Raw genomic sequence first — 17,276 nt, 5'->3', positions numbered from 1 at the left:
TTTTGACAGCTTCTGTGAAATAAACGGCATTTCTTCTCAACCGGTAATCCGTAAAGTAGAGATCATTGTCTTTCTTCGAACCCAGGAATTCCCGCCATGAAAAAGATCGGATTTTTGTCATTTGGTCACTGGACGCCATCGCCGCAGTCCGGGACCCGCACCGCATCCGACGCCCTGCTGCAATCCATCGATCTGGCGGTTGCCGCCGAAGAGCTGGGCGCGGATGGCGCGTACTTCCGCGTACACCATTTTGCTCGCCAGCTGGCCTCCCCCTTCCCGCTGCTGGCCGCGATTGGTGCCAAAACCCGCCGGATTGAGATCGGTACTGGCGTTATTGATATGCGCTATGAAAATCCGCTCTATATGGCAGAAGATGCCGGTTCGGCCGATCTGATCGCCGGGGGACGTCTACAGCTGGGCATCAGCCGCGGCTCCCCTGAGCAGGTGATCGACGGCTGGCGCTACTTTGGTTACGTGCCGGGCGAAGGTGAAAACGAATCTGATATGGCCCGCCGCCATACCGAAGTACTGTTAGAGGCCCTGCGCGGCGAAGGTTTTGCCAAACCCAATCCGCAACCGATGTTCCCTAACCCACCGGGGCTGCTGCGTGTGGAGCCGCATTCCGAAGGGCTGCGGGACAGGATCTGGTGGGGGGCAGGTTCGAACGCCACCGCAGTATGGGCCGCAAAGCTCGGGATGAACCTGCAAAGCTCCACCCTGAAGGACGACGAAACCGGCGAGCCGTTCCACATCCAGCAGGCGAAACAGATCCGCGCCTACCGCGACGCTTGGGCCGAAGCGGGACATACCCGCACGCCGCGCGTCTCGGTCAGCCGCAGCATTTTTGCCCTGATGGATGACCGCGATCGGATGTATTTCGGCTCCAGCCGTAACGAAAGCGATAGCGTCGGTTACCTGGATGAGAAAACCCGCGCCATTTTCGGACGCAGCTATGCCGCCGAGCCTGACAAGCTGATTGCCCAGCTGAAACAGGACGAAGCGATTGCCGAAGCAGATACCTTATTACTGACCGTGCCGAACCAGTTGGGCGTGGAGTATAACGTGCATGTGATTGAGTCGATTCTGAAGCACGTTGCGCCGGAGATGGGCTGGCGCGACGCGTAAATAGCGGTCTCGCGTGGGGGGCTACGCGAGACGTTTCGCACCTGAACGAATCAATATCACGTATATAAACGCAATATATATTTGCAATAACTATGGCACGTTATGCCTGGCCTTTGTCAGAGATCCGATGTTAAGACATGCATGTTTTAGCTAACTGACAAATGGAGTTTGTTATGGCCATTCCGGCGTATCTGTGGTTAAAAGACGATGGTGGAGCGGATATCCGTGGTTCTGTAGATGTTCGCCAACGTGAAGGCAGTATTGAAATATTAGGATTTGGTCACGGTCTTCATTTACCTACTGACAGCAATACGGGCAAAATAACCGGTACACGTGTTCATAGTGCCCTTGTTTTTGAGAAAGAGTTCGACGCTTCAAGCCCTTATCTCTATAAAGCTGTTGCTCACGGTCAAACGCTTAAATCTGCAGAATTTAAATGGTATCGCATCAATGATGCAGGGTTAGAACAGGAGTATTTTAATATGCTCCTTGAAGGTGTGAAAGTCGTTTCCGTTTGTCCTCTTATGCATGACGTGAAAAATCCCTCCACTGAAAAACATAATCATCTCGAGTCTATTGCTTTGCGGTATGAAAAAATCACCTGGAAGCATTGTGATGGGAACATTATATTTTCTGATACATGGAATGACAGATGATCCGTTGCACATTTCATTTGAACGGTGGTCAAATGTCTACCTTAAGTTGTCCTGGAGTGGGCTTCTTTCCAGCCTATTCTGGACATTCAGGCATTAACAGAAATAATCCAGACGTTATTGCTCTTAAAAAGAAAGGTCCTTTGCCTCCCGGGAAATATTACATCGTCACTCGTTCTCGCGGTGGGATGAGATCCCGATGGCACGATATGCTCAAAGAACTGGAAAGCGGTTCAAATCGCGATTTTTGGTTTGCGCTTTACCGGGACGATGGCGCTTTAGAAGACTTAACTTTTATTGATAACGTAGAGCGTGGCGCTTTCCGTTTACATCCGGCAGGCACTTCTGGTAGCAGTGAAGGATGTATTACGTTGCCAGTCCATTCTCATTATCGAATCCTCCATCATGCATTATTAAGCACCGGTTCTTTACACATTACCGCGGAGCTTAAAGCATTTGGCACTATCCAGGTATATTGATGAAACCCAGCACAAGTGTAGTGATTTGGTTGTCGGAGCTAGCTCTTCTGTGTCTTGTTTATTCGTTATTATGCATCACTATGCCCGACATCTATCTCTATGACATTTACACAGATAAGTTTGGTTTTCTGACCGAAGCACAATGGTACGACCGTTACATATTCACTTTATCGGTTTTATCCCTTCTCTTAACCACTTTTTTAATCTGGCTATTCGCCCGATATTTATATAAAAACAAAACCCAATAACATGACGGGGCCTTTCCCCCGTCTTCATATTTCCTCGTAACAGTGAAGGATCGCCAGCGCGATTTCGTCCGCTCACGGTTGCTCAGAGATATAACAGTCCATGGATTCCATCTGATTAAGGCAAACTGTTATACATAAATTCCCCTTTTCTGTCTCTGATACTCAGTTTCCCTTCCCTTTACCATAACAGCCACACCGATTGACCTTGAGGTTGTGCATGTTTGGTTTAGATGCGTTTCATCTGGCGAGGATCCAGTTTGCTTTTACTGTCTCCTTCCACATTATTTTCCCGGCGATCACCATTGGCCTCGCCAGCTATCTGGCCGTGCTGGAGGGGTTATGGCTGAAAAGCAAAAACCCTGTCTGGCGCTCGCTCTACCATTTCTGGTCGAAGATTTTCGCCGTCAACTTTGGCATGGGCGTGGTCTCGGGGCTGGTAATGGCCTACCAGTTCGGCACCAACTGGAGCGGTTTTTCACAGTTTGCCGGCAGCATTACCGGCCCGCTGCTGACCTACGAAGTGTTGACCGCCTTCTTCCTCGAAGCCGGTTTCCTCGGCGTGATGCTGTTCGGCTGGAATAAAGTTGGACCGGGGCTGCACTTCTTCGCCACCTGCATGGTGGCCCTGGGCACCATCATCTCAACCTTCTGGATCCTCGCCTCCAACAGCTGGATGCAGACCCCGCAGGGCTTTGAGATCGTTAACGGCCAGGTCGTGCCGGTGGACTGGTTTGCGGTGGTGTTTAACCCCTCCTTCCCGTATCGCCTGCTGCACATGTCCATCGCCGCGTTTCTCAGCAGCGCGCTCTTTGTCGCGGCCTCGGCGGCGTGGCACCTGCTGCGCGGAAATAATACCGCCGCCATTCGCCGTATGTTCTCCATGGCACTATGGATGACGCTGATCGTGGCCCCCATCCAGGCGATGGTCGGGGATATGCACGGCCTGAACACCCTGAAACATCAACCTGCCAAAATTGCCGCCATCGAAGGCCACTGGGAGAACCCGCCCGGCGAGCCGACCCCGCTGCTGCTGTTTGGCTGGCCAGATATGGAGCAGGAGCGCACCCGCTACGGGCTGGAAATCCCGGCGCTCGGAAGCCTGATCCTCACCCACAGTCTTGATAAGCAAGTGCCTGCGCTGAAGGAGTTTCCGAAAGAGGACCGTCCTAACGCCACCATCGTCTTCTGGTCGTTCCGCATTATGGCCGGGCTGGGGATGTTGATGCTGTTGCTGGGCGCCGTTGCCCTGTGGCTGCGCTATAAGCAGCGGCTCTATCACTCCCGGCCATTCCTGTGGTTTGCCCTGCTGATGGGGCCATCGGGCTTGATTGCCATTCTCGCCGGGTGGATCACCACCGAAGTGGGCCGCCAGCCGTGGGTGGTGTACGGGCTACAAAGAACCAAAGATGCGGTGTCGGCGCATGGCGATCTGCACATGAGCGTCAGCCTGCTGGCCTTTATTGTGGTCTACACCTCGGTGTTTGGCGTTGGTTACAGCTATATGGTGCGCCTGATTAAAAAGGGGCCGCAGGAAGAAGAGTCTTTCCCGACCGAACACGATGGCCGTCCGGCACGCCCGCTCTCGGCAGCAAGCACTGAATTTACTACCAAGGAGACACCATAATGGGTATCGATCTTTCCCTGATCTGGTTTGTAATCATCGTCTTCGCTACCCTGATGTATATCGTGATGGACGGGTTTGATTTGGGCATTGGCATTCTGTTTCCTGCCATCCAGGATGCCGACGACCGGGATGTTATGGTCAACAGCGTCGCCCCGGTGTGGGACGGCAATGAAACCTGGCTGGTGCTGGGGGGCGCGGCGCTGTTTGGTGCCTTTCCGCTGGCCTATGCGGTGATCATCGATGCCCTGACCATTCCCTTGACGTTAATGCTGATCGGCCTGATTTTCCGCGGCGTGGCGTTTGAGTTCCGCTTCAAGGCGACGCCCGCGCATCGCCCCTTCTGGGATAAGGCCTTTATCGGCGGGTCGGTGCTGGCCACCTTTACTCAGGGCATGGTGGTGGGCGCGGTGATCAATGGCTTTGCGGTCAGCGGCCGCGCCTTCGCCGGTGGTCCGTTCGACTGGTTTACCCCCTTTAACCTGTTCTGCGGCCTGGGGCTGGTGGTGGCCTATGCCTTTTTAGGTGCCACCTGGCTGGTGATGAAAAGTGAAAACCCGTTGCAGGGGCGGATGCGTCAGGTGTCAAAACGTCTGCTGCTGGCCTTGCTGGGCATTATCGCGGTCATCAGCATCTGGACCCCGCTTTCACAACCCGCTATCGCCGGGCGCTGGTTCAGCCTGCCGAACCTGTTCTTCCTGCTGCCGGTTCCGGTGCTGGTGGTCGTGTTGGGTCTGTGGCAATGGCGCAGCCTGAATAATCCGCACAGCCATCATCTGCCCTTTGTCTTGACCCTCGGGTTAATCTTCCTCGGCTTTAGCGGGCTTGGGATCAGCATCTGGCCGCATATCATTCCGCCGTCGATCACCCTGTGGCAGGCCGCCGCGCCAGCACAGAGCCAGGGCTTTATGTTAGTGGGGGCGCTGTTCATTATCCCCATCATCCTTGTCTACACTTTCTGGAGCTATTACGTGTTTCGCGGCAAAGTCCAGCCTGGGGAGGGCTATCACTGATGAATCAACCTGTCTGGAAACGTCTGATGTGGATGGTGATTATTTGGGGCGGCAGCGTCCTGGCGCTGGCGCTGGTGGGGATGTTCTTCCGTGTGCTGATGACCGCAGCGGGGTTCAAGTCGCATTGATAAGGGCAGCAGAATCACAGTATGAGCCGCCTGTTTCCCCTCACCCTAACCCTCTCCCCATAGGGGAGAGGGAACAGTCCGGTGCGCTATTCACCGGCAAAATCTGAAACAACCTTTTCGCACCTTTGAAGGGCCTGGTATTTACATCACTGAGCTATCGGCATGATGTCCCCTCACCCTAACCCTCTCCCCATAGGGGAGAGGGAACAGTCCGGTGCGCTATTCACCGGCAAATGCTGAGAAAACCTTTTCGCACCTTTGAAGGGCCTGGTATTTATATCGCTGAGCTATCGGCATGATGTCCCCTCACCCTAACCCTCTCCCCACAGGGGAGAGGGAACAGTCCGGTACGCTATTCACCAGCAAATGCTGAAACAACCTTTTCGCGCCTCTGAAGGGGCTGGTATTAACATCGCTGAGCTATCGGCATGATGTCCCCTCACCCTGGCCCTCTCCTCACAGAGGAGAGAAGACAGTCCGCTGCCCCACTCACCGACAAAATCTGACAAAACCTTTTCGTGCCTTTGAAGATCCTAATAATAACCTCACTGAACTATCGGCATGATGTTCCCTCAACGTAACCGGGTGGTGGCAGAATGTTTACAAAAACGTTATCGATGGTGATGCTGACCTGCGCGCTGTTTTCCGGTCAGTTAATGGCGGGACACAAAGGACATGAGTTTTATTGGGTGAAGAACGTGGATCATCAGTTGCGCCATGAGGCGGACAGCGATGAACTGCGCGCCGTGGCGGAAGAGTCAGCAGAAGGCTTGCGCGAACATCATTACTGGCAGAAGTCGCGCAAACCGGATACTCACTTGCGTTAATTAGCTGCTTTTGCGCTTCGGCAGCGTTTTCAGCAGATCGTCTGGGCTGACGGAGGCCACAATGCTGCCCGGCTGTGGCATTTTGAGGATGTGGTTTTTCATCTTGCCGATTACGTGCATTTCGCACGGACGACAATCAAATTTCAGGGTTAACACCTCATCGCCGTTCACCAGCTGCATCGGCGTGGCCTTCCAGCTCTTGATGCTGCCTTTGGCCTGCTTCGGACAGAGGTTAAAGGCAAAGCGCAGGCAGTGCTTGGTGATCATCACCGGTACGTCGCCCTTCTCTTCGTGTGCTTCATAGGCAGCATCGATCAGCTCAACGCCATAGCGCTGATAAAACGCCCTCGCCTTGTGGTTGTAGACGTTCGCCAGGAACGAGAGATGCGTATCCGGGTAGACCGGCGGCGGTACAGAGACGGCTTTGCGGCTGCCGCGCGGGTAATTCGCCAGACGGGCTTCGTCGAGCATGTCGGCGGTTTCACGACGGAACTGGTTCAACAGACTGTTCGGCACAAACAGCGCGCCAGGCAGTTTGACCTGAATATCCCGGGCGTAATAGATGGTCTGGCCCAGTTTGGCGATGCCGTCTTTCAGGTTGTTGAGCGCTTTTTCGGCGTTGTTAGCCACCTCAAATTGCCCGTCCAGAGTGTGAGTCACGCTGGTGCCATCTTCGCTGGTCATGGTGAGGATCAGCTGCTCTTCCCAGCCACCAAGCTCGATATCCACCGCGATACGACGTTCGCTGGAGGTTTTCAGCAGCGCCTGCTGCCAGTTATGGTCGAGGTTGCGGTTCAGCGCAGCATGCGGACGCGCTTTATACAGGTCGGCAGGCATTTCGTTCGGCCAGACGCGGTAGCGGTTTTCAGCGGTTTTCTCTACCGTATTGGCGCGGAATCCCACCACTTCACGTTTGATCATCACATTCAGGCCATCGCCATTCGCCAGCGGTTCGGTCACTTCAACATCGAGGTAATCTTTCGCCACCTTCAGCACCTCGCCCACCGGCAGGCCGATAAATTTCGGTGAATCGAACGCGCCAATGTCGTCTTTACGCGCATTCACGAAGTAGTCAGTGCTGCCGCGATGGAAAGTCTTGTCGGTGGAGGGAATAAAGAAGTGCTCGGTGCGGCCGGCAGAGCTACGCGCCAGACCGCCGCGATCCTCGATGATGGCATCGAGCATCTGACGGTAATGGGCGGTGATGTTCTTCACGTAGCTCATGTCTTTGTAACGTCCTTCAATTTTGAAGGATTGCACGCCCGCGTCGATCAGTGCCCCCAGGTTGGCCGTCTGGTCGTTGTCTTTCATCGACAGAAGGTGTTTTTCGAAAGCGACCACGCGCCCCTGATCGTCTTTCAGCGTATACGGCAGACGGCAGGCCTGTGAGCAGTCGCCGCGGTTGGCACTGCGCCCGGTCTGAGCATGAGAGATATTGCACTGGCCGGAATAGGCCACGCACAGGGCACCGTGGATAAAGAATTCGATGGTGGCATCGGTGGCCTGCCGAATGTCGCGGATCTGGTTGAGATTCAGCTCGCGCGCCAGCACGATCTGGGTGAAACCGGCATCCGAGAGGAACTTCGCTTTCTCCACGCTGCGGATATCGCACTGGGTACTGGCGTGCAGCTCAATCGGTGGGATATCCATCTCAAGCACACCCATATCCTGCACGATCAGCGCATCGACGCCGGTCTGATACAGGTCAGTGATCAGACGCTGCGCAGGCTCCAGTTCATCATCATGAAGAATGGTGTTCAGGGTCACAAACACCTTCGCCCCGAAACGGTGGGCGAATGGCACCAGTTCAGCGATATCGCGCAGGCTGTTGCTGGCATTATGGCGGGCGCCAAAACCAGGGCCGCCGATATAGACCGCGTCGGCACCATGAAGGATCGCTTCACGGGCAATGGCGGCGTCACGAGCCGGGCTTAAGAGTTCAAGATGATGGGATGGCAGGCGCATACTTCGTCGTTATCCGTTATGGTCAAAATGGCGGCTATTGTAGTCAGAAGTATGGGCTAACGGAACTGTTTTGCGCGCCTTTAGCGGGGATAATGGATAAGCGAGTGAAAGTGCACCGGCTGGCCGCTGCTGTTGCGGTAGGCGTGGGGTTTATCCCCGGCAAAACGCAGGCCGGTATCAGGGAATAGCGTCTGCCAGGTACCGTCGATCTGCATCTCCAGTTCGCCGCTGATCACCACCACATGCTCAATCACGCCGGTTTCGTGTGGCGTGGATTCACTGAGTGCGCCCGGCGCGAGGGTAATCGAAAAGTGGTCGTACTTAAGTGCCTCATCCCAGGGGAACAGGGGTTTAACCACCATTGCCTGCTGCTGCGGGTCAAAAACCGGCGGGTTCTCGGCATCGGGGGTGATAAAGGTGGAGAATGGCACGTTTAGCCCGGTGGCGATTTTCCACAGCGTCGACACTGTCGGGCTGGATTCATTACGTTCCACCTGGCCAAGCATCGCTTTCGATACCCCGGTCTCTTCTGCCAGCTTCGACAAACTCCAGCCGCGTGCCTGACGCAGCATTTTCAGTGTGATGCCAAGATGTTGTGTGATGTCCATGGACCCTCCCGTTGCCGCGAGTGTACCACTTGTATGCTATAGCGCACAGTGATACATTTTCGGCTGTTATAACGCACAACGGAGTTCCCATGCGTCTCTCCACGATCGCTTTTCCCACTCTGCTTTCAGGTTTCGTTGCCGTACTGGTGGGCTATGCCAGCTCCGCTGCCATCATATGGCAGGCCGCGTCGGCGGCAGGTGCGACGGCACCACAGATTGCAGGCTGGATGACATCGCTCGGGATCGGTATGGGGATCAGCACCCTGGCACTATCGTGGTGGTATAAAGCGCCGGTACTTACCGCCTGGTCAACGCCCGGCGCTGCCCTGCTCGCCACCAGCTTGCAGGGGGTAACGCTATCCGAAACCATCGGCATCTTTATCTTTGCCAATGCCCTGATTCTGATCTGCGGCGTGAGTGGACTGTTTGCCCGGCTGATGAAGATCATTCCCCATTCGCTGGCGGCGGCGATGCTTGCAGGCGTTCTGTTACGCTTCGGCCTGCAGGCGTTTAGCAATCTGGAGGGGCATCTGCTGCTGTGCGGAAGTATGCTACTGGCATGGCTGTTGACCAAAGCCTTCGCGCCGCGGTATGCCATCGTTGCAACCCTGCTGGTGGGCGGTGCGGTGGCAGCACTAAAAGGTGACGTTGTCACGGAAAAGTTAACGCTCGCCGTAGTGATGCCGGAATTTATCGCCCCGACCTTCACGCTCACGACGCTGGTGAGTATCGGTCTGCCCTTCTTCCTGGTCACCATGGCCTCGCAGAATGCACCGGGGTTCGCCACCCTTAAGGCCTCCGGTTATCCGGTGGCCGTCTCGCCGCTGATTGTCTTCACCGGCGGGCTGGCGCTGCTGTTATCGCCGTTTGGGGTCTATTCCATCTGCATCGCGGCGATCACGGCAGCCATCTGTCAAAGCCCGGATGCGCACCCGGATGCCAGTAAACGCTGGCTGGCTGCAGCGGCGGCAGGCGTTTTTTATCTGTTGGCAGGCATTTTCGGCGGCTCCATCAGCGGGTTGATGGCGGCCCTGCCGTTAAGCTGGATCCAGACCTTAGCAGGGCTGGCGTTACTGGGCACCATCGGTGGCAGCCTGCATCAGGCACTGCACAATGAGGCCGAACGCGATGCTGCGATTGTGACGTTTTTGCTTACCGCCAGCGGGGCTACGCTTGCCGGGATCGGTTCGGCGTTCTGGGGATTAGTGGCGGGCGGTGTCTGCTACGCCCTGCTGTCACGCACCCGACGCACGTAACTGAGACGGTGTCAGCCCGGTGGCGGCGCGAAAGCGGTTACTGAAATGGCTGGCGGAGCTGAACCCGCAGGCCAGGGCGATTTCGGTCAACGGCTTGCCGGTATGCCGCACCAGACTTTTAGCCTTCTCCATCCGGCGCTGCATCACGTACTGATGCGGGGCCATCTGCATCGACTGACGGAACATGCGGGCAAAATGAAACTCGCTCAGGCTCGCCTGCGCCGCCAGATCCGCCAGCGTTAACGGCTGGGCCAGATTCTCCTCAATAAACCCCAGCACGTTACGCAACACGAACGGCGACAGGCCGCCCGTTACCGTTGGCAGCGTCCATTGCACGTTACTGTAATGCTGCACCAGATGGGTCAGAAGCAGCGTCGAAGCGGTGCTCAGCGTCAGCTGGTTGGCCGACTGCTGCCAGTCGCAGCCGAGGATAAAATGGCGGTACAGGGCGGTAATGCTGGCATCGTCACCAAACAGGTTTTCGTCCAGGGTAAAGCTGTACGGGCTTTTGTCCCAGATCTGCTCGCCGACGTGACGCAGGTGCGCATCGGTACAGTAGAGGTGGATAAACGACAGGTCGTCGCGGATATCCCAGGTGGACTCGCTCTCTTTAGGCATCAGGCAGAAACGGTCCGGGCCGCCGCCGTTTTTCCAGCCCGCTGAGGTTTTGTGATAGCTCTCATAGCCGTCGGCAATGTAGAGGCTCAGGGTATGGTGATCGCAATATTGCGTAATGGTGTCGCGTTTATTTGACCAGGCCGCCAGCTGGATCCCCGAATTCAGCGCCACGGCATTGTGCAGCACCGCTTTATGTTTGCGCAGATTTTCAAAGGCACCGTACATCTCAGCCATAACGACTCACACCCTGATGAATAAGAATTAATAAGTCTAAAAAGATCTGCCATTCAGTACCAGCCCTGTCGCCTCTCCCCCGGGAAAAAAGCGCAAGAATATGCAAGTCCGCCGCAAGTCTGTGAAAGAAGGCCACTCTTCCTGACGCCATACTACCCCCAGAATTTGCTGATAAGAGAAAAAACGATGAATGCATTACTGTATGCGCTGGTGGTGGTGATCTGGGGAACCACATGGATTGCCATCTTCCTCCAACAGGGGCCGGTGCCTGCGCCGGTCTCGATTTTCTGGCGCTTTGCCGTCGCCACCGCCGCCATCATGACGGTGCTGCTGATCCTGCGCCGCTTGCGCCCGTTGGCCTTTCGCGACCATCTGTTTTGCATCCTGCAAGGCTGCTGCGTCTTCTGCTTTAACTTCTGGTGCTTCTATACTGCGGCGGCCCATATCAACACCGGCCTCGAATCGGTAATTTTTTCGATGGCGGTGCTGTATAACGCCCTGAATAGCTTCCTCTTCTTTGGCCAGCGTCCTCCTGCGCGCTTTTATCTGGCGGCGGCGCTGGGGCTACTCGGTATTATTACCCTGTTCTGGAACGACCTGTTAGCCAGCGGCTGGAGCACCAGCCTGCTGTTTGGCATTGCCCTCTCAGCGCTGGGTACTTACGGCTTCTCGCTGGGGAATATGATCAGCCTGCGCCACCAGCGTAACGGGCTGGAAACCATGACCACCAATGCCTGGGCAATGCTCTACGGCACCCTGGTGATGGGGGCAATTGCGCTGATCCGCGGAGATGACTTTACGCCGGTCTGGTCGGTGAGCTACATGGGCGCCCTGCTCTATCTGGCGCTGTTTGGCTCGGTGATTGCCTTTGGTGCTTACTTCACGCTTGTCGGGCGTATCGGCGCGGGCAAAGCGGCGTATAGCACCCTGCTGTTCCCGCTGGTGGCGCTCTCATTCTCGACGGTGTACGAGGGGTACGTGTGGCACAGTAATGGAATTGCGGGGCTGCTGCTGATATTAACCGGGAATCTGGTGATGTTCGCCCGCCCGGAAAACTGGTTTAGACGGCTGCGCACGGCATAAAAAAAACCGGCCTGTGGAATACAGGCCGGTCCCGATATTATTTTGCTGCGGTTTTATGAACATCAAACATGGTGGCATCGGCCGCCATGTCATCAACAACCTGCTTCAGGGTAGCGAAGGTCATTGGCGTAGTTTCGTTACTCAGCTCTTTACCTTCACCCTTACGTACCACTTTAATGACTGGCTTATTGGTCTTAGCGTCGATCAGCTCGCCTTCAAAGAAGAGGTGGGTATCCATGGTTCGGTGCCCGGTTGCCATCTGCGTGCCTGCCACGACCAGCGCAACAGGAACCACTTCATAGAATTGCAGGCCTTCTTTCTGCGAACTCACACCGGTGATCGCGCCACGGAAAATCAGGCTGCGTTGACCAGGCGTTGTCACAATCGGCTTACGCTGGCCGATAGCGGTTTTCATTTTGGTGTTGGTGTAGTTTAACAATTCATCCAGAGTGCGTTGACCGATCTGGGTGGTTGGCTTTGGCGCGGGATAATACGTGATATTGTTCCAGATAATGCTGTCGTAGTTTGCTTCGTTATAAGACGGGTCAACCCAACGCAGCGTGGGTTTACCTGATGCAGACGTCGTTTCTTGTAGCCCTGAGTAGTCTTTTAAAAAGCCTGAATATTGATCAGGCGCAGCCACTTTTGACGCGCAGCCCGCGAGAAGCAACAGACCGGAAAGCGCGGCAACTTTAAATAAAGTATTAGTACGCATGATGGGTGTTTCCATGTGAAGTGCAAATATGCAATTGAAGTTATAGCAAAAGTTGGCTGAAAAAAAAGTGACTAAAAATGATGAAATTGTCGCAAAGAGAAAAAAAATTGCCCGCCAAAATGGCGGGCAGAATCAAACGCTTATTTTATATCCACCTGCCAGAATAAGTGTTTACCGAAGGGATCTATTTCGTAACCCGTTACCTCTTTACGCACCGGCTCGAATATTGTGGAGTGCGCGATCATCACCGCAGGCATTTGATCGTGCATCATTTGCTGTGCCTGCTGATATAACGCCACGCGTTTATCGTGATCGGTAATAGATTTAGCTTCAGCAATAATTTTGTCGAATGGTTGATAACACCATTTCGCGGAATTCGATCCCCCATTGGCCGACGTACAGGTAAAGAGCGGGCCAAAGAAGTTATCCGGGTCGCCCGTTGCCGTCGTCCAGCCCATCAGCGCCGCCTGATGCTCACCGCCCTTCACCCGTTTGAGATATTCCCCCCACTCGTAGGTGACGACTTTGGTCTTCACGCCAATTTTTGCCCAATCGGCCTGGATCATTTCGGCCATCCGTTTGGCATTGGGGTTATAGGGCCGCTGCACCGGCATGGCCCACAGGTCGATGGTCATCCCGTTGGCAAATCCGGCCTCTTTCAGCAAGGCTTTGGCTTTATCAGGATCGTAATCGTAGTCCTTCAGGTTGCTGTCTGCGCTCCAGACACCCGGCGGCAGCAGGTTTTTGGCGGCGGTACCCGTGCCCTGGAAGACAGCATCGATAATGGCCGGTTTGTTAATCGCCATCGCCAGCGCCTGGCGCACTTTGACATTATCCAGCGGCGCTTTTTGCGTATTAAACGCCAGGAAACCGGTATTCAGCCCCGCCTTGCTCATCAGGTTGATGTCTTTGTTTTCCTTCATCCGCGGCAGATCGGCGGGGTTGGGGAACGGCATCACCTGGCACTCGTTTTTCTCCAGCTTGGCGAGTCGCACCGAGGCATCCGGGACGATGGTGAACACCAGCCGATCCAGCTTCGCTTTGCCCTGCCAGTATTCAGGGAAGGCGGTGTAGAGGATGCGCGAGTCCTTCTGGTACTTCGCCAGTTTGAACGGCCCGGTGCCGATCGGCTCCATATCGACCTTCTCCGGGGTACCGGCTTTCAGCATCGCGTCGGCATATTCCGCTGACAGGATCGAGGCGAAATACCAGCCCAGGTCGGCAACGAACGGCGCTTCCGGGTGAGCCAGGGTGAAGCGCACCGTATGGTCGTCCACTTTATCAATAGCCGTGATCAACTTGCCGAACTCGAGGCTCTCAAAATTGGAGTAGTTACCGTTTGAGACGTTGTGATACGGATGGTTGGCGTCTTTCTGGCGCATAAACGAGAAGATCACATCGTCGGCGTTAAAGTCTCGCGTTGGCGTGAAGAGTTTGTTGCTCTGGAACTTGACCCCATTGCGCAGATGGAAGGTATAGACCTTACCATCCTCGCTGACGTCCCAGCTTTCGGCCAGGCTCGGCACCAGGTCGGTCGTGCCCGGGGTAAAATCCACCAGCCGGTTATAAATCGGTACGGCGCTGGCATCCACGCTGGTGCCCGAGGTATAGAGTTGCGGGTTAAAGTTCTCCGGCGATCCTTCCGAACAATAGACCAGCGTTTTCGCGGCAACGGTGGAACTGACCGTCAGCGCGGCTACGGTCAGAGCCAACGTTGTGAGGTTGCTTTTCATCGCGTTTTCCTGTCTTTTAATTTGACGGCTAATGAATTTTTGTCGTGCCAAACCATAAATAACATTAAAGTGATTTTGCAAACACCTGATAACTCAAATAAAGAAGGATCCACCATGGCTTCAGCACTCGCCAGACAATTAACCCAACGCTTCTTCCGCTACCTGGCCATCACCAGCCAGAGCGATCCGAAGGTGAAAACCCTGCCCTCCACACCCGGCCAACACGAGATGGCCCGGGCGCTGGCCATGGAGCTGCAAACGCTGGGTCTGGACGATATTGTGATCGACGAATTTGCCACCGTCACTGCGGTCAAAAAGGGGAATGTCCCCGGTGCGCCGAGGATCGGCTTTATCACCCATATCGATACTGTCGACGTCGGATTGTCACCGGATATTTATCCGCAAATCCTCACCTTTACGGGAGATGATCTCTGCCTCAACGCCGAAAAAGATATCTGGCTGCGGGTCAGCGAGCACCCGGAAATTCTGGCCTACCCTGGCGAAGAGATCATCTTCAGCGATGGCACCAGCGTGCTGGGGGCCGATAACAAATCGGCGGTGACCGTGGTGATGACGCTGCTTGAGAACCTCACCGCAGAGCATCAGCATGGCGATATCGTGGTGGCGTTTGTGCCTGACGAAGAGATCGGTCTGTGTGGCGCGAAGGCCCTGGATCTGGCCCGTTTTGACGTCGATTTTGCCTGGACCATCGACTGCTGCGAGCTGGGGGAGATTGTTTACGAGAACTTCAACGCGGCGGCGGCGGAAATTCGCTTTACTGGCGTGACGGCGCACCCGATGTCCGCCAAAGGGGTTCTGGTAAACCCGCTGCTGATGGCGACCGACTACATCAGCCACTTCGATCGCCTGCAAACCCCGGAGCATACCGAAGGCCGCGAAGGCTACATCTGGTTTAACGGCATCCAGGCCGGGCAAAACGAGGCGGTGCTAAAGGCCAATATTCGTGATTTCGATCGCGACAGCTTTGCCGCCCGGAAAGCACAAATTGGCGAGGTCGCGGAGAAGATCGCAGCTCAGCACCCTACGGCGAAGGTAAGCTGGCATATCGAAGATACCTACAGCAACATCAGCAACGCTGTGGGAGAAGATCGTCGCGCTATCGACCTGATGTTCGAGGCGATGGAAAGTTTAGGCATCACGCCAAAACCGACCCCGATGCGCGGCGGCACCGACGGCGCGGCACTCTCGGCGAAAGGGCTGTTGACCCCTAACTTCTTTACCGGTGCCCATAACTTCCACTCCAAGTTTGAGTTTTTACCGGTGAAATCGTTCGAGGCTTCGTACAATACGGCGCTGCAGCTCTGTTTGCTGGCGGCGCGTTAAGTCGGATGGCGGCTTCGCCTTGTTCGGTGCGGCCTGGTGCCCTCAACCCACCCCTCTCCCACAGGGGGGAATATCAAAACAATTGAACAAAGACCGGGGTAATTTAAGTAATAAGTTGTTGGTTTCATTTTGTTTTTAGCCCTTGCATGAGTTAGTTTTGCTCATTACGCTATAGTTTAAGAAACAGTTTTTTGGACTAGTTTTTGAACTTGAACTGCGAATAAGTATGCACTCATTATGCAAAGGAAATGAATAATGAAAATCAACTTTACTACGAAAGCAATTGAGAATTTGTCCCCTAAAGCTGCCGCTTACATAGCTTATCATGCAAGCGGCGAACGAGGCACAGGACGGGTCGGGGTGCGCGTCTATCCATCTGGACGTAAAACATTCGTCTATCGCCATTATGTAGGGGAAAACTACAAAATTTCAGACGCCAGGTGAATACCCGGTAATGTCTATCAGTAGCGCACTTGAGAAGTTCGAAAGCCTTTCTTCATGTTCGGATGTGATCAAAGTTACTAAAACAAGCGGTACGCTTGCAGAACTGTTTGAGGGTCACAAAACCGATTTTATTGCTTCTGGTAAACGCACATACCACCATTATAAAACTCTGCGCTCAACAATCGCAGCAAGCGGTCTGCTGCCGTAAACAACAATTGCGAAAAAAATCACTTCAAATGATGTAAGGGCAGTACTCAATTACGTTTATCAACACACACAAAAGCGAGCCTGGGTTAACCAGATCTGTTCATATATGCATACTCTTTTCGCATTCGGCGTTAAGTGCGACAAGTCACCGCTGATGGATAAGCCTGATATTGTGTTTGATATTCCGTTTAAGCCTGTCTCTGCATTACCAGTACTCATGGTTAGCGAGGAAGAACAATATATTGGTGAACGTTTCCTGAGTTTCGATGAACTGGCCCTGCTACTCAGAACAACTAACGAACATTTCTTTAATGCTGACGTTGCTGTACTTATTCAGCTAATCTTTTTTTGTGGCGGTCAGCGTCCTTATGAGATTATGGCCCTACCAAAGAAATACTATGATAAGAAAAACTGTATCCTTTCTGTGCCACCATCAATATCAAAAACAAAAAAATGGTATCACTTTATTCTTTGCGAAACAGCAAAATAATTAATAGACCTGATGATTTCACGATATCCAAACCATGAGTATTTGTTCCCTAACCGGAATTATGAGGAAAAACTATCCAAATGGGAAAAAAAGTAGCTACTGGTAAGCTGGATGAAGATTCCGTTGCCCCTAGAAAATTTATGCATAGCAATTTACTTTCGGATAATATTAAGCGCTTTTGTGAGAAAAAGGGTGCTAATTCATTTATTCCAAGATTTTCGCCGCACCTTTAAAACACTGGGCGGACAATTGAAAATAACAAAAGAAATTCGTGACAGAATTCAGCACCATGCTTTACATGACGTGTCATCTGTCCACTATGACAGATATGATTATAACGAGGAAAAGCTGGAAGCATTTTTGAAATGGGAAAATAAGCTGAAAGAAATAATGGACAACAATTAATTATATATAACATTCACCAGCCTTATTGTTTAAAGCCACCTATCTATCTAGTTAATATTAAGGTGGCTTTTTTTTAAATA

Annotated in this window: 19 protein-coding genes; 14 read left to right on the top strand and 5 right to left on the bottom strand. The window is 53.7% G+C overall.

Features of this window, described 5'->3' with window-relative positions:
* Positions 1-96 precede the first annotated feature (96 nt).
* The 7 genes from ACF8PE_RS14790 to ACF8PE_RS14760 all read left to right on the top strand — a co-directional run bounded on the left by ACF8PE_RS14790 (position 97) and on the right by ACF8PE_RS14760 (position 6,094).
* Positions 97-1,125 carry an LLM class flavin-dependent oxidoreductase gene (locus ACF8PE_RS14790; RefSeq protein ID WP_032610867.1) on the top strand — a complete coding sequence of 343 codons (1,029 nt, stop codon included), beginning with the start codon at positions 97-99 and terminating at the stop codon, positions 1,123-1,125.
* Positions 1,126-1,298: 173 nt separating this feature from the next.
* Positions 1,299-1,781, top strand: a complete 483-nt coding sequence (locus ACF8PE_RS14785) for an Hcp family type VI secretion system effector (protein WP_032610869.1) — start codon at positions 1,299-1,301, stop codon at positions 1,779-1,781.
* Positions 1,778-2,257 (top strand): DUF2778 domain-containing protein, encoded by a 480-nt coding sequence (locus ACF8PE_RS14780; protein ID WP_392495019.1) that lies wholly within the window; start codon positions 1,778-1,780, stop codon positions 2,255-2,257. The genes ACF8PE_RS14785 and ACF8PE_RS14780 overlap by 4 nt, the downstream gene beginning before the upstream one ends.
* Positions 2,258-2,722: 465 nt before the next feature.
* Positions 2,723-4,129 (top strand): cytochrome ubiquinol oxidase subunit I, encoded by a 1,407-nt coding sequence (locus ACF8PE_RS14775; RefSeq protein ID WP_032610874.1) that lies wholly within the window; start codon positions 2,723-2,725, stop codon positions 4,127-4,129.
* Positions 4,129-5,139 carry a cytochrome d ubiquinol oxidase subunit II gene (cydB, locus tag ACF8PE_RS14770; RefSeq protein ID WP_059307852.1) on the top strand — a complete coding sequence of 337 codons (1,011 nt, stop codon included), beginning with the start codon at positions 4,129-4,131 and terminating at the stop codon, positions 5,137-5,139. The genes ACF8PE_RS14775 and cydB overlap by 1 nt, the downstream gene beginning before the upstream one ends.
* Positions 5,139-5,267 carry a DUF2474 domain-containing protein gene (locus tag ACF8PE_RS14765; protein WP_032610877.1) on the top strand — a complete coding sequence of 43 codons (129 nt, stop codon included), beginning with the start codon at positions 5,139-5,141 and terminating at the stop codon, positions 5,265-5,267. Before cydB ends, ACF8PE_RS14765 begins: the two co-directional genes overlap by 1 nt.
* A 596-nt stretch (positions 5,268-5,863) precedes the next feature.
* On the top strand, positions 5,864-6,094 hold the full coding sequence (locus ACF8PE_RS14760; RefSeq protein ID WP_032610879.1) for a DUF2554 family protein: 231 nt from the start codon (positions 5,864-5,866) through the stop codon (positions 6,092-6,094).
* On the opposite strand, the gene ACF8PE_RS14755 is transcribed toward ACF8PE_RS14760, so the two are convergent.
* Both ACF8PE_RS14755 and ACF8PE_RS14750 read right to left on the bottom strand, forming a co-directional pair.
* Positions 6,095-8,059, bottom strand: coding sequence for a U32 family peptidase (locus tag ACF8PE_RS14755; RefSeq protein ID WP_059307851.1), 1,965 nt, complete (start codon positions 8,057-8,059; stop codon positions 6,095-6,097). It lies immediately after the preceding gene.
* Between the two features lie 80 nt (positions 8,060-8,139).
* Positions 8,140-8,667, bottom strand: coding sequence for a helix-turn-helix domain-containing protein (locus tag ACF8PE_RS14750; RefSeq protein WP_270735459.1), 528 nt, complete (start codon positions 8,665-8,667; stop codon positions 8,140-8,142).
* Between the two features lie 68 nt (positions 8,668-8,735).
* On the opposite strand from ACF8PE_RS14750, the gene ACF8PE_RS14745 reads away from it, so the two are divergent.
* Positions 8,736-9,923: a benzoate/H(+) symporter BenE family transporter gene (locus tag ACF8PE_RS14745; RefSeq protein ID WP_268915830.1), complete on the top strand. Its 1,188-nt coding sequence runs from the start codon at positions 8,736-8,738 to the stop codon at positions 9,921-9,923.
* Here the strand turns inward: ACF8PE_RS14745 and ACF8PE_RS14740 are convergent.
* Positions 9,903-10,775: a helix-turn-helix domain-containing protein gene (locus tag ACF8PE_RS14740; protein WP_032610884.1), complete on the bottom strand. Its 873-nt coding sequence runs from the start codon at positions 10,773-10,775 to the stop codon at positions 9,903-9,905. The genes ACF8PE_RS14745 and ACF8PE_RS14740 overlap by 21 nt on opposite strands.
* Before the next feature lie 186 nt (positions 10,776-10,961).
* On the opposite strand from ACF8PE_RS14740, the gene ACF8PE_RS14735 reads away from it, so the two are divergent.
* Positions 10,962-11,858, top strand: coding sequence for a DMT family transporter (locus tag ACF8PE_RS14735; RefSeq protein WP_059307849.1), 897 nt, complete (start codon positions 10,962-10,964; stop codon positions 11,856-11,858).
* Positions 11,859-11,895: 37 nt separating this feature from the next.
* Here the strand turns inward: ACF8PE_RS14735 and ACF8PE_RS14730 are convergent, their stop codons facing one another.
* Both ACF8PE_RS14730 and ACF8PE_RS14725 read right to left on the bottom strand, forming a co-directional pair.
* The gene (locus ACF8PE_RS14730) at positions 11,896-12,573 is read right to left on the bottom strand and encodes a DUF3313 domain-containing protein (protein WP_032610887.1); all 678 of its coding nucleotides are present in this window, start codon (positions 12,571-12,573) and stop codon (positions 11,896-11,898) included.
* A 140-nt stretch (positions 12,574-12,713) separates the two neighbouring features.
* On the bottom strand, positions 12,714-14,306 hold the full coding sequence (locus ACF8PE_RS14725; protein WP_392495018.1) for an ABC transporter substrate-binding protein: 1,593 nt from the start codon (positions 14,304-14,306) through the stop codon (positions 12,714-12,716).
* Positions 14,307-14,420: 114 nt separating this feature from the next.
* Between ACF8PE_RS14725 and pepT the strand changes: the two genes are divergently transcribed.
* The 5 genes from pepT to ACF8PE_RS14700 all read left to right on the top strand — a co-directional run bounded on the left by pepT (position 14,421) and on the right by ACF8PE_RS14700 (position 17,196).
* Positions 14,421-15,650: a peptidase T gene (gene pepT / locus ACF8PE_RS14720; protein ID WP_200142565.1), complete on the top strand. Its 1,230-nt coding sequence runs from the start codon at positions 14,421-14,423 to the stop codon at positions 15,648-15,650.
* Positions 15,651-15,905: 255 nt separating this feature from the next.
* A complete protein-coding gene (locus tag ACF8PE_RS14715; protein WP_130588793.1) occupies positions 15,906-16,094 on the top strand; it encodes an Arm DNA-binding domain-containing protein in 189 nt (62 codons plus the stop codon).
* A gap of 10 nt (positions 16,095-16,104) precedes the next feature.
* Positions 16,105-16,302 carry a hypothetical protein gene (locus tag ACF8PE_RS14710; RefSeq protein WP_077228091.1) on the top strand — a complete coding sequence of 66 codons (198 nt, stop codon included), beginning with the start codon at positions 16,105-16,107 and terminating at the stop codon, positions 16,300-16,302.
* Between the two features lie 153 nt (positions 16,303-16,455).
* Positions 16,456-16,791, top strand: coding sequence for a hypothetical protein (locus tag ACF8PE_RS14705; RefSeq protein ID WP_130588792.1), 336 nt, complete (start codon positions 16,456-16,458; stop codon positions 16,789-16,791).
* Positions 16,792-16,902: 111 nt separating this feature from the next.
* The gene (locus tag ACF8PE_RS14700; RefSeq protein ID WP_077228093.1) at positions 16,903-17,196 is read left to right on the top strand and encodes a hypothetical protein; all 294 of its coding nucleotides are present in this window, start codon (positions 16,903-16,905) and stop codon (positions 17,194-17,196) included.
* The last annotated feature ends 80 nt before the right edge of the window (positions 17,197-17,276 follow it).

The sequence above is a fragment of the Leclercia sp. GLN_9 genome, assembly GCF_043105735.1.
Taxonomy (GTDB): Bacteria; Pseudomonadota; Gammaproteobacteria; order Enterobacterales; family Enterobacteriaceae; genus Enterobacter; species Enterobacter adecarboxylatus.
The sequence above is the reverse complement of the archived record's forward strand: the minus strand, read 5'-3'. Positions and strand labels throughout refer to the sequence as shown.

Bases quoted from the DNA above. Each gene is read 5' to 3' on its own strand.
- ACF8PE_RS14780 (WP_392495019.1), top strand. From the start codon at position 1,778: ATGATCCGTTGCACATTTCATTTGAACGGTGGTCAAATGTCTACCTTA.
- ACF8PE_RS14725 (WP_392495018.1), bottom strand. From the start codon at position 14,306: ATGAAAAGCAACCTCACAACGTTGGCTCTGACCGTAGCCGCGCTGACG.
- ACF8PE_RS14715 (WP_130588793.1), top strand. From the start codon at position 15,906: ATGAAAATCAACTTTACTACGAAAGCAATTGAGAATTTGTCCCCTAAA.
- ACF8PE_RS14740 (WP_032610884.1), bottom strand. From the start codon at position 10,775: ATGGCTGAGATGTACGGTGCCTTTGAAAATCTGCGCAAACATAAAGCG.
- ACF8PE_RS14730 (WP_032610887.1), bottom strand. From the start codon at position 12,573: ATGCGTACTAATACTTTATTTAAAGTTGCCGCGCTTTCCGGTCTGTTG.
- ACF8PE_RS14750 (WP_270735459.1), bottom strand. From the start codon at position 8,667: ATGGACATCACACAACATCTTGGCATCACACTGAAAATGCTGCGTCAG.
- pepT (WP_200142565.1), top strand. From the start codon at position 14,421: ATGGCTTCAGCACTCGCCAGACAATTAACCCAACGCTTCTTCCGCTAC.
- ACF8PE_RS14760 (WP_032610879.1), top strand. From the start codon at position 5,864: ATGTTTACAAAAACGTTATCGATGGTGATGCTGACCTGCGCGCTGTTT.
- ACF8PE_RS14705 (WP_130588792.1), top strand. From the start codon at position 16,456: ATGGATAAGCCTGATATTGTGTTTGATATTCCGTTTAAGCCTGTCTCT.
- ACF8PE_RS14700 (WP_077228093.1), top strand. From the start codon at position 16,903: ATGAAGATTCCGTTGCCCCTAGAAAATTTATGCATAGCAATTTACTTT.
- ACF8PE_RS14765 (WP_032610877.1), top strand. From the start codon at position 5,139: ATGAATCAACCTGTCTGGAAACGTCTGATGTGGATGGTGATTATTTGG.
- ACF8PE_RS14735 (WP_059307849.1), top strand. From the start codon at position 10,962: ATGAATGCATTACTGTATGCGCTGGTGGTGGTGATCTGGGGAACCACA.
- ACF8PE_RS14790 (WP_032610867.1), top strand. From the start codon at position 97: ATGAAAAAGATCGGATTTTTGTCATTTGGTCACTGGACGCCATCGCCG.
- cydB (WP_059307852.1), top strand. From the start codon at position 4,129: ATGGGTATCGATCTTTCCCTGATCTGGTTTGTAATCATCGTCTTCGCT.
- ACF8PE_RS14785 (WP_032610869.1), top strand. From the start codon at position 1,299: ATGGCCATTCCGGCGTATCTGTGGTTAAAAGACGATGGTGGAGCGGAT.
- ACF8PE_RS14710 (WP_077228091.1), top strand. From the start codon at position 16,105: ATGTCTATCAGTAGCGCACTTGAGAAGTTCGAAAGCCTTTCTTCATGT.
- ACF8PE_RS14775 (WP_032610874.1), top strand. From the start codon at position 2,723: ATGTTTGGTTTAGATGCGTTTCATCTGGCGAGGATCCAGTTTGCTTTT.
- ACF8PE_RS14755 (WP_059307851.1), bottom strand. From the start codon at position 8,059: ATGCGCCTGCCATCCCATCATCTTGAACTCTTAAGCCCGGCTCGTGAC.